12 protein-coding genes are annotated in these 10,953 nt (G+C 40.1%); 6 read left to right on the top strand and 6 right to left on the bottom strand.

Translation table 11 applies throughout. The annotated features are described in order from the left end of the window. Positions 1 to 279 (top strand): hypothetical protein (locus AC3WVA_RS05205; protein ID WP_492321814.1); only part of this gene is annotated, 279 nt, incomplete at its 5' end. Between the two features lie 44 nt (positions 280 to 323). Here AC3WVA_RS05205 and AC3WVA_RS05200 read toward each other — a convergent pair. The 5 genes from AC3WVA_RS05200 to AC3WVA_RS05180 all read right to left on the bottom strand — a co-directional run bounded on the left by AC3WVA_RS05200 (position 324) and on the right by AC3WVA_RS05180 (position 5,773). After that, positions 324 to 746 carry a pyrophosphohydrolase domain-containing protein gene (locus tag AC3WVA_RS05200; RefSeq protein ID WP_000180547.1) on the bottom strand — a complete coding sequence of 141 codons (423 nt, stop codon included), beginning with the start codon at positions 744 to 746 and terminating at the stop codon, positions 324 to 326. Between the two features lie 188 nt (positions 747 to 934). Beyond that, positions 935 to 1,120, bottom strand: a complete 186-nt coding sequence (locus AC3WVA_RS05195) for a hypothetical protein (RefSeq protein ID WP_000038783.1) — start codon at positions 1,118 to 1,120, stop codon at positions 935 to 937. A gap of 90 nt (positions 1,121 to 1,210) precedes the next feature. Then, positions 1,211 to 2,290: a Ger(x)C family spore germination protein gene (locus AC3WVA_RS05190; RefSeq protein ID WP_098347601.1), complete on the bottom strand. Its 1,080-nt coding sequence runs from the start codon at positions 2,288 to 2,290 to the stop codon at positions 1,211 to 1,213. After that, complete coding sequence (locus tag AC3WVA_RS05185; RefSeq protein WP_098347602.1) at positions 2,266 to 3,360, bottom strand: spore germination protein; 1,095 nt, start codon at positions 3,358 to 3,360, stop codon at positions 2,266 to 2,268. Before AC3WVA_RS05185 ends, AC3WVA_RS05190 begins: the two co-directional genes overlap by 25 nt. A gap of 16 nt (positions 3,361 to 3,376) precedes the next feature. Continuing rightward, complete coding sequence (locus AC3WVA_RS05180) at positions 3,377 to 5,773, bottom strand: spore germination protein (RefSeq protein ID WP_492321813.1); 2,397 nt, start codon at positions 5,771 to 5,773, stop codon at positions 3,377 to 3,379. Between the two features lie 152 nt (positions 5,774 to 5,925). On the opposite strand from AC3WVA_RS05180, the gene AC3WVA_RS05175 reads away from it, so the two are divergent. Further along, positions 5,926 to 7,050, top strand: coding sequence for a homoserine O-acetyltransferase family protein (locus AC3WVA_RS05175; RefSeq protein WP_240676337.1), 1,125 nt, complete (start codon positions 5,926 to 5,928; stop codon positions 7,048 to 7,050). 49 nt (positions 7,051 to 7,099) lie between these two features. Here the strand turns inward: AC3WVA_RS05175 and AC3WVA_RS05170 are convergent, their stop codons facing one another. Continuing rightward, positions 7,100 to 7,282 (bottom strand): hypothetical protein, encoded by a 183-nt coding sequence (locus AC3WVA_RS05170; RefSeq protein WP_044737521.1) that lies wholly within the window; start codon positions 7,280 to 7,282, stop codon positions 7,100 to 7,102. Positions 7,283 to 7,481: 199 nt separating this feature from the next. Here AC3WVA_RS05170 and AC3WVA_RS05165 point away from each other — a divergent pair, with 199 nt between their 5' ends. The 4 genes from AC3WVA_RS05165 to AC3WVA_RS05150 all read left to right on the top strand — a co-directional run. After that, a complete protein-coding gene (locus AC3WVA_RS05165; protein ID WP_048529458.1) occupies positions 7,482 to 7,787 on the top strand; it encodes a rhodanese-like domain-containing protein in 306 nt (101 codons plus the stop codon). Positions 7,788 to 8,207: 420 nt separating this feature from the next. Then, a complete protein-coding gene (locus AC3WVA_RS05160; RefSeq protein WP_000512461.1) occupies positions 8,208 to 8,432 on the top strand; it encodes a spore germination protein in 225 nt (74 codons plus the stop codon). Positions 8,433 to 8,452: 20 nt separating this feature from the next. Continuing rightward, entirely contained in the window at positions 8,453 to 8,776 is a 324-nt protein-coding gene (locus AC3WVA_RS05155) for a hypothetical protein (protein WP_048529455.1), read from the top strand. Between the two features lie 220 nt (positions 8,777 to 8,996). Further along, the coding region (locus tag AC3WVA_RS05150; protein ID WP_492321812.1) for a beta strand repeat-containing protein at positions 8,997 to 10,953 on the top strand (1,957 nt) is incomplete at its 3' end.

Below are 10,953 nucleotides of genomic sequence, written 5' to 3'. Positions count from 1 at the left end.
GGTCATCATGGTCATCATGGTCATCATGGTCATCATGGTCATCATGGTCATCATGGTCATCATGGTCATCATGGTCAGCACGGTCATCATGGTCAGCACGGTCACCACGGCCAACATGGCCATCAAGGCCAACAAGGTCAACAGCACCAACAATACCAACAGTATCAACAACAATCTTCTCCTTGGGCAGGTGGAATTGGAGCGGGAGCAGCAGGAGCAGCGGCAGGAGCGGCTAGCATTAGTGGAGCAGCAGGGCACGCGGGACACGTGGGTCATTAATGAACTAAATGAAAAAAGACATAATAAAAAACTGCTAGGAAACCCTAGCAGTTTTTTTCAGCTTCTTGACGTTGACGCTCGATTTCAGCACGAAGTTGTGGCTCTGGTGCTTGCCAGCCTTCTGGTTTTAGAATTTTGCCATCGCCTTCGCGGAATCGAGGTTTCCCATCAGGGAATAGTTTTGCCATGTTTGCGTTATTTACAATTTCGAATCCTTTATCAGGACGTACGCCCATTTCAGCAAACGTTCCGAATGCAAAGTAAATAAGGTCAATTAGTGCATCATATTGATCTTCAACAGTCGTTGCTTCTAGAAATTCTTCTAGCTCTTCTTGCATAAAACTTGCACGAATTTTTGCACGCTCTTCTGTTAATTTTGTTGGAGTATTTGTCACAGGATGTCCGAACTCTTCATGCATTTTTGCAACAAGTTCATATCCTTTATCTAAACCTTTTTCGTTTGTCATGTTGTTTCATCCTTTCTCGCTTTGTCCGAATCTCATTGTAACATAGGGTGATTATGAAATGAAAAGGGACTGTCCAAAAGTTTTAGCTTTTAGTTAAGATAGGGAAAGATTATATCGACTAAACGACAAAACATAACCCATTAATAAAAGAAAGCCATCCCGGAATACTTTTGGGACAGCCCTGCTCGCTATTCTTCTTTTTTTATTAAAATAGATAAAATAAGATCGATGCCAAACATACCAACGAGCAACATTGGTATAACGACAAGTAAATAACGTGTGAAGGAAACATTTTTTAAGTATGTATGAGCAAATAAAAAGACACCGAGAAATAAAATACCATTTAAAATAGGCTTTACTAATTTTTTAGACATAAGCTCCCCCATAAATATCTTCTCTCTCTATCTAAAATAAAAACTCCTCTTTCCGTTGTATCATGCTGGAGAGAGGAGTTCAATCATTTCTCATTCAATCACACCAGAATTTGTAATATTTACGGTGTATTTTATAGTAACTGGAACATCTTTGTACATTTGTCTCCACTCCTCTAATTTGAATGGGCGATAATGTTGCTTATATTTAGCTCCTAGCCCGAGGGGATCGACACCTAAAGATTTAAACTGCTTAATTAATTTAGCAGCTTGTGTATTTAATTGTTTTTGAACGACCTTCTCAATCTTTTTTGTGTTCTTAGCATTCTCTAAGTTAATTTGTTTCGATACTTCTTGAATACGGGCATCAAGCTTCACATGAATGGAAAAGGAGGGCTTTCCGTTTTTTATTTTTATATCGTATGTTGGAACAGAACGAATATTGTTAATCATTACGTACCCAGGATCTGCTTTAAATTCATGTGAATCTAACTTATGTTCTTCTAACAATCCTTTAAATACAAACATATCTTTTTCCGCGATTTTACCAACATATTTATCTTTTTTAAAAAGACCAATTCCCGTGATTTTTATTTTATCACCATGTTTCTTTAGAATTGGAATATAGTAGTCTTGCCCTTCTTGATAATAACGGAATGCTCCTATATGCAGATTATCTGTTGGTAAAGGACCTGTCTTCATATTATGTTCGAGCATTTTTTTTATATAAATTGCAACGTTAGATGAAGTCGTGTACTTTCCTTTTAAAAGTTCAGTACCATTGCCGTCGAGTAAAGCAACATATAAGGCATTTCCGATATTTACATCACGAATTAATGTATCGAAGGAAGCAACCATTCCTTTTTTAGCAATTCGGAGGGTAAATAGAGAAACACGCATTTGTCCGCTGGCAAATGGTTGAGAAGACTCTAAAGATGTGTCTGCTTTTACTTGTTTTACCGCATTTGCTGTCCCTTCAAAAACTTGAACTTTATTACCTTTTTGCTGAATAGGACAAACAAATGTTACCTTTATTTTATTATCTTTTGCTACATCAAAGACAGTTCCTTGTATAAGGTGTACGTCATCGATAATATTTTTTTGTAAACATCCAGTTAAACTAAAAAGTGCTATACAAGAAATAAGTATTAATTTGCTTTTGATTTTTTCCATTTTCTTTTCACCCACACAATGATAAATAGGATTGGGATGTATACGTAAATGAGCCAAAAACTCCCCTTTGATGCATTACTAATAAAATTATTAATATCGTGTCTGTTTGTTAAAAGTTGTGAAACAATGAGAGTGATAAAGATAAAAGCGATTAAAACACCTCTTTGTTTTACACGGAATATTTCATGTGTTGCTCTCATGGACGCCCATAAAGGGAGGATAAAACTTGAAATAATAACGAGTGCATAGCCTGAAATTGCAATATATTCGAGTCTTTCTATAAATGGTAATTGAATGACTTGGGTCATAGAAAGTTGGGCCCATATCGTTTTTAGCAATTGTTTTTCACTAAAAAATGCAAAGGCTAAAAGGGTGCTAAATAAATATAGAAGATTTGAAAATAGTGCTCCAAGCTGAGCGTATTTATGAGATTGCATAGGCTTTTTCACAAATGGATATACCATGAGGTAAATCTCAAAACCGGTCATACTGTAAATTGATACTTGAGCGGATTTTAAAATGTCCGGAAAAGAATGTGTGAATATAGGTAGTAAATTCCCCCAATGTGAATATTTCAAAACAAATAAGCTTAGAAATAAATATCCTAATGTACCACCAACAGAGATGACGCAAATACCGGTAATGACACGAAATCCAGAAGAGACAATGTAATAGCTAACTAAGCACAAAAAGAGTGTTAACATCCACGTGGAAGCAGTTGGGAACATCCATACTTGAATAATTTCAACATACGTTCGAATGACCGAAATACTGACGATTAAAAAATAGGCTGCAAAGATAATATTAAAGACATTCCCTATCCACTTTCCAAACGTTTGTCGTTGTAAATCAATTAAATTTCCGTTTGTTTCTTTTAATAAAAAATACATCATCCATATAAGGAGATGGATACAGAGTCCTGTGATTAGAACGCCTATCCAGCCGTCGTATCCAGCGGCCTTGGCAGTAATTCGAGCGAAGCCGAGAACGCCAGCTCCAAACTGTGCACCGTGAATTAAGAAGAAGACAAAGACAGGAGATATTTGATATTTTTCTTGAACTTTACTCATCAATGCACCTCATTCCTTAATCATCGAAGTCTGATCTATGTTTTGTTGAAATCCCTTTTGCTGATTTTTTTACATGTTGTGGTCTTGCTTGCACATCTCTTGTATCAATCATCGTTAAAGGAAAACGGATCCAAGAGTCCTTAACCGATTGTTGCCTCGTCGGATAAAACAAAGCGTACGGCTTGCGTAAGGAAGTAAGCCTGAATAGATGAGTAAATAAAAAGATAAATCCAAGAGAAATCCCGAACAATCCGCCTATTTCTGCAAACATAAGAAAGGGAAAGCGTAGTAATCGAACCGCATTACCCATCTTATAAATAGGTGTAATAAAGGAAGCGAGTGCTGATAAGGCAACGATAATTAATAAAATATTACTCGTTAAACCAGCTTGTACGGATGCTTGTCCGATTACGATACCGCCTACAATACCGAGCGTTTGACCAACTTTCATCGGTAACCTCGCGCCAGCTTCTCTTAATAAGTCAATTGCAAGTTCTAAAAATAGTGCTTCGATTAAAGGTGGGAACGGTACTTGTGCCCTTGATAAAATCAAAGTTTCAAGTAAATCACTCGGAATAAGTTCATAATGATAATTTAAAACTGCAACGTATAACGGTGTAGCGCAAATTGAAAATAGCACGGCAATTAATCTTAAAATCCTTGAAAATGTAGCGTACATCCAAGAGACATTATAGTCTTCTGGGGAAATGAAAAAATCGAAATAGGATACAGGTGTTAGTAGGACACTTGGAGAACCATCCACAAAAATAGCGATTTTCCCATCAATTAGTGCTTTTGTAACTCTATCAGTACGTTCTGTATTGATATATAATGGGAAAATCGACTTTTCTCCCATTAGTTCTTGTATATAAGCACTATCATTAATTTGATCATATTCAAGAGCGCGTAATGACTCCTCGAGAAAATCTACATTATCTTTTTCAGCGAGGTTGTCTAAATACATCATGACAACCTTTGTTTTGGAAAACTCGCCAACAATCATTTCTTTTGTTTGTAAATCTAAAACAGGAAGTCGTTTTCGAACTAAATTAATATTTGTATCAATATCCTCTACGAAACCTTCCTGAGGACCGATAACAGTTGATTCATTTAAAGGAGGAGTGGGTGCACGATAATTATCAATTGCAATATTTGCGAGCATACACTTTTGCTCTTGTTGATTTACTTGAACAATCGCATGCCCCTTTAAAACCATATCCTCAATTTTTTGTAAATCGTTCGTAATTGTAATACCGCTCATCGGAATATGTTCTTTCAGCTCTTCTAGTGAAGCGTTAGGTCGTTCTAAAAGAGTAGGCATTAAATACTTTTGCAATTTCTCACCATCAAGCGAAGGTCGATAGTAAGAAATCCAATAAGGCATCGTTTCATCGTCAGATGTATGGTAATTAACAAAATCACTAGATTTTTTGAGTTTCTCTATTAAATCTTGTAGAGAATGAATACGATCTTTTTCTGGTTTCGTAAAATCATAAATACTATTATTTCCGGAGTGTTGCTGTTGATCTTGAGATGAGTCATTTTGTTTAGAACTTTGCTGTTGATCTTGATCCGAGTTATCTTGTTTAGAGCCTTGCTGTTGATCCTGATTCGAGTCGCCTTGCTTAGAGCTTTGTTGTTGATCCTGATTTGAGTCGCCTTGCTTAGAGCTTTGTTGTTGATCCTGATTCGAGTCGCCTTGCTTAGAGCTGCGTTGTTGATCCTGATTCGAGTCATCTTGCTTAGAGCTTTGTTGTTGATCCTGATTCGAATCATCTTGTTTAGAGCTTTGTTGTTGATCCTGATTCGAGTCGTCTTGCTTAGAGCTTTGTTGTTGATCCTGATTCGAATCATCTTGTTTAGAGCTTTGTTGTTGATCCTGATTCGAGTCGTCTTGCTTAGAGCTTTGTTGTTGATCCTGGGCCGAGTCATCTTGTTTAGAACTTTGTTGTTGATCCTGGGCCGAGTCATCTTGTTTAGAACTTTGTTGTTGATCCTGATTCGAATCATCTTGTTTAGAGCTTTGTTGTTGATCCTGATTCGAGTCATCTTGCTTAGAGCTTTGTTGTTGATCCTGATTTGAGTCATCTTGTTTAGAGCGTTGCTGTTGATCTTGATTTGAGTCATCTTGTTTAGAGCGTTGCTGTTGATCTTGATTTGAGTCATCTTGTTTAGAGTTTTGTTGTTGATCCTGATTCGAGTCGTCTTGTTTAGAATGTTGCCGCTTATCTTGAGAAGATTCTTTATGTTCCTCTTTTTTTTGCTCGCTATCGCTACCTTTATTATGTTTCATACTTCTAGTCTGTTTTTGGTTATTATCCTCTTGATTGTTCGGTTGTTGCTCCGAGTTATCTGTTTCTCTTTTCTCTGTTGCATTTGATTTTTTTTTCTTACGTAGCCAATTCCAAATCATATGTATGCCCTCTTTAATTGTGTAATATAGTGCTATTTTGTGGCTAATTTTGTATATTATTCATTTATTTATGAAAAGGAGGAGGAGATTGGTTTGCATAGAAAAAATCCTTTAGTAAGCAGTTCATACTATGTCAGGAAGAGGGCGAGTCTGTGCAATTTGTGAAAAAAGAGAAGTTTATTTTAAAAGAGTTTACATTTCAAAATGGTAGGGAAATTCCTGTTCAAATGGGGTATGAGACGTATGGTACTTTAAATAGAGAGAGGTCAAATGCGATTTTGGTTTGTCATTACTTTAGTGCAACGAGTCATGCCGCAGGAAAATATACGGCGCATGATGAGGAGTCTGGCTGGTGGGATGGTTTAATTGGACCAGGAAAAGCAATTGATACAAATAAATACTTCGTTATATGCACTGATAATCTTTGTAATGTGCAGGTGAAGAACCCTTATGTAACTACAACGGGACCGAAATCGATTAACCCGAAAACTGGGGATGAATACGCGATGAATTTTCCTGTTTTTACATTTCTTGATGTAGCTCGTCTGCAATATGAGTTAATAAAAGATATGGGGATCCCGAGGCTACATGCTGTAATGGGACCGTCAGCTGGCGGGATGATTGCGCAGCAATGGGCTGTTCATTATCCTCATATGATAGAGCGGATGATTGGTGTTATTACGAATCCGCAAAATCCAATTATTACGTCGGTAAATGTAGCGCAAAATGCAATTGAGGCTATTCAATTAGATCCAAGTTGGAAGGGCGGAAAATACGGAGAAGAGCAGCCAATGAAGGGGCTTCATTTAGCGAATAGAATGATGTTTATGAACGCGTTTGATGAGCATTTTTATGAAACAACATTTCCTCGTAATAGTATAGAAGTAGACCCGTATGAAAAGATTTCTACATTAACATCATTTGAGAAAGAAATAAATAAAGTTACAAAAAGAAGTATAGCTTTAGTAGATGCAAATTCGTGGATATATACTGCGAAAGCAGTTTTATTACATGATATTGCGCATGGGTTTTCGTCTTTAGAAGAGGCACTGTCTAACATAGAAGCAAATGTACTTATGATTCCGTGCAAACAAGACCTGCTTCAGCCATCACGTTATAATTATAAAATGGTAGATATTTTGCAAAAACAAGGGAAATATGCGGAAGTGTATGAGATAGAAAGTATAAATGGGCATATGGCAGGAGCGTTTGATATTCATCTATTTGAAAAGAAAGTTTATGAATTTTTGAATCGGAAAGTGTCTAGCCTTGTGTAGAAAATAAATGGTGTGAAAAAGGTGCAATGTATGTAGTAGGCACCTTTTTTTACATGATTTGTAGACGGAAAATATATGTGGCAATTGCTATACCGAAGAATGCGATACTAAGCAATAGAAATAAGAATGACATTTCTTGTGGTGATTTTATCTTTTTATTATTTTTCATACTAAGTGCAATAATTGCGGCGATTAAGAAAATGATGCCCATAATGAAAAGAAAAAGTGTCATTTTCATTGACTCCTCTCATAAAACAAGTATATTGAGGATACAATGCACGAGTTATGTTTGTAAAGAATAAGTTTTGCGAGAAAATTGAGAAATAAATTTTCCGTTCTTTGCGTTCTTTCTTTCACATGCTAAAATTGATTAGAAATGATTATTTAAAGAAGAAACTAAAGGTTTTATTGTATATAAGGAGGAACGACATATGACAGAAGTTAAAACAATTACTACAGAAGAAGTGCAAGAGCGTTTAGAAAGCGGAGAAACGTTATTTTTAGTAGACGTAAGGGAAGATGAAGAAGTAGCGGCAGGGAAAATTCCAGAAGCTGTACATATTAAAATGGGCGATATCCCAAATAAAGTAGATTTCTTTGATAAAGAGAATGAATATATCTTTATTTGTCGTTCGGGAATGCGTAGTGAAAATGTATGCCATTATTTAAATGAGCAAGGATTTAAAACAGTGAACATGGTTGGCGGTATGCTTCAATATGAGGGAGAAACGAAATAAGTAGCGTGAACTACTCACCACTTAGCAAAGCTTGAAGTGGGAGCTTCTCAGTTCCACGACGAAAGCAACCTTTCGTCTCCCTGAGCGTTACTTCGGGGCGTTCCATCCCTAGATGACCAATGCTTGGATGTTCTCTTTATACGGTTGATATTTTACGCAGGAACCGAATGGCTTGGTTTTCGCACTCTATTTTCTTCCTGCAACCTTCTATATCAAGTTATCAAAGAACCTCATATAGCTAGTTTATAGAAATTTTTTGACTACTGTCAAAACGAAATTCATCTCCCACCTATCGTTAGGCTACGCCCTTCACACGCTTGAGGAAGGAGAATTCTTTCGGGAAATTCGTTAAAAAACTTGAAACATGTTTGTTTCAAGTTTTTTTCTTTTGCATACAGTGTACAAAAGGGGGATAGGTAAATGGGGATTAACTTGCGGAAAGTAAAAATTATTAATAATACAGGGGCTGTTAATGTCGGCGATTGTTATGATATCTCTCCTTTAGCTGTAGCAAAAATATATGCAGGTGCTGGAGGATCGAGTGCGGCTATTTTTTTAAATGGTAAAAGACAGCCAGAAGCGGTGATTAGGACATCAGTGTTCCTTCCGCCATTAGCAACGAGTACACGTACATTAGGTTCATAGAGGAAAGGTAGAGTGTAATTATGCCTGCTCATATAAAAGAGTTTGTTATTGTGAATAACACTGGGAATATATTTACTGGTGATAATTTGAGTGATACTTCATTTACTGCTACGAAATCGTATAGTGGTTCAATGGGGTGTACTTGGATTGACGTTGTTACGGTAATAGGAACGGAGACGAAGCTTTGTTTACAGCCGGGTGATTCGGTGACGACAACATATACAAGAGGTACTCCTGCCGGTACTGTAACAGGAACAAATATGGGGCAAAGTGCAAATGTTTCGAGTATAGCACAAGCTGTCCCTAATACAGATAATTTTGATTCGACTGCTGGACTCCCCTAAAATCATAGGGGGAGTTTTTATTTATAAGAAGAGTTTATATAGCATAAAAATAGGAGTAATTGTGTGAAAAGTAGTATTGGAGGACTTTTTGAAAAATACAATTCAAATAGAAGGTGAGTTTTTATCCCGCATTAACGGGCAGTAAGACCCCCTACAAAATATGTTTCACCTTATATGAAACATATTTTGTAGTTGTATTTTTGGGGAGGTGGTGGGAGTAGTGGAAGGAAATGATGAAAATCAAAAAATACAGAGGTTGATAAATTCTAATTTTAAGTTATCCCCAGATCTTGTCGGCCCTACTTTCCCTCCAGTACCGACTGGAATGACAGGGACAACGGGAAGTACGGGTCCAACGGGAAGTACGGGTCCAACGGGAAGTACGGGTCCAACGGGAAGTACCGGAGCAACCGGAGTCACGGGTCCAACTGGGGATACAGGGGTAACAGGAGCCACGGGTCCAATGGGAAGTACGGGAGTAACCGGAAATACTGGTCCAACGGGAAGCACGGGGGCTACAGGAAATACGGGTTCAACGGGAAGCACAGGAGTAACCGGAAATACAGGAGCCATGGGAAGTACGGGAGCAACCGGAGTCACGGGTCCAACGGGAAATACTGGGGCAACCGGAGAAACAGGTCCAACAGGAAATACAGGTTCAACCGGAAATACGGGATCGACAGGAAGCACAGGACCAACGGGAAGTACTGGGGCAACCGGAGAAACAGGTCCAACCGGAGAAACGGGTCCAACGGGGGTCACCGGCTCGACAGGAAGTACAGGACCAACAGGAAATACGGGAGCCACGGGAAGTACAGGAGCCACAGGAGAAACGGGTCCAACGGGAAGTACCGGGGCAACCGGAGAAACAGGACCAACGGGAGTAACGGGATCGACAGGAAGTACAGGACCCACAGGAAATACGGGAGCCACAGGAGAAACGGGTCCAACGGGAGTAACGGGATCGACAGGAAGCACAGGACCAACAGGAAGTACAGGACCCACAGGAAGTACGGGAGCAACTGGGAACACGGGAGTAACGGGAAGTACGGGAGCAACCGGGAGTACGGGAGCAACCGGGAATACAGGAACAACCGGAAGTACCGGAGTAACAGGAGATATCGGTCCAACAGGAAATACAGGTTCAACGGGAGAAACGGGTCCCACCGGAGAAACAGGTCCAACGGGAAGTACAGGAAGCACAGGAGAAACAGGTCCAACGGGAAGTACAGGAGCGACGGGAGAAACGGGTCCAACGGGAAATACTGGGGCAACCGGAGAAACAGGTCCAACGGGAAGCACGGGGGCCACAGGAAATACCGGTCCAACAGGAAGTACCGGAGCAATCGGGAATACAGGTTCAACGGGAAGTACTGGGGCCACAGGAAATATCGGTCCAACAGGAAGTACCGGAGCCACAGGAGATACGGGAGCAACCGGGAGTACGGGAGCAACTGGGAATACAGGAACAACGGGAAGTACCGGAGCCACGGGAGTCACCGGCTCGACAGGAAGTACAGGACCCACAGGAAGTACCGGAGCCACAGGAGAAACAGGTCCAACGGGAGTAACGGGTTCAACCGGAAGTACAGGACCAACAGGAAATACGGGGTCAACGGGAAGTACCGGAGCCACGGGAGTCACCGGCTTGACAGGAAGTACAGGAAGCACAGGACCAACCGGAAATACGGGAGCAACGGGAAGTACTGGAGCAACGGGTTCAACCGGAAGTACGGGTCCAACAGGAAATACGGGAGCCACAGGAGTAACAGGTCCCACCGGAAATACAGGAGCCACAGGAGAAACGGGAGCAACCGGAAGTACAGGTTCAACGGGAGTCACCGGCCCAATCGGAAGTACAGGTTCAACAGGAAATACAGGAGTAACCGGAAGTACGGGTCCAACGGGAAGTACTGGAGCCACAGGAGTAACAGGTCCCACAGGAAATACAGGAGCCACAGGAGAAACGGGAGCAACCGGAAGTACGGGTTCAACGGGAGTCACCGGTCCAATCGGAAGTACGGGTCCAACGGGAGATACCGGTCCAACAGGAAATACAGGAGTAACTGGAAGTACAGGAGCAACAGGAAATACAGGAGTAACCGGAAGTACGGGTTCAACGGGAGTCACCGGTCCAATCGGAAGTACGGGTCCAACGGGAGATACCGGTCCAACAG

The sequence above is a fragment of the Bacillus sp. EB106-04-02-XG92 genome (genome assembly GCF_058791995.1).
The sequence above is the reverse complement of the archived record's forward strand: the minus strand, read 5'-3'. Positions and strand labels throughout refer to the sequence as shown.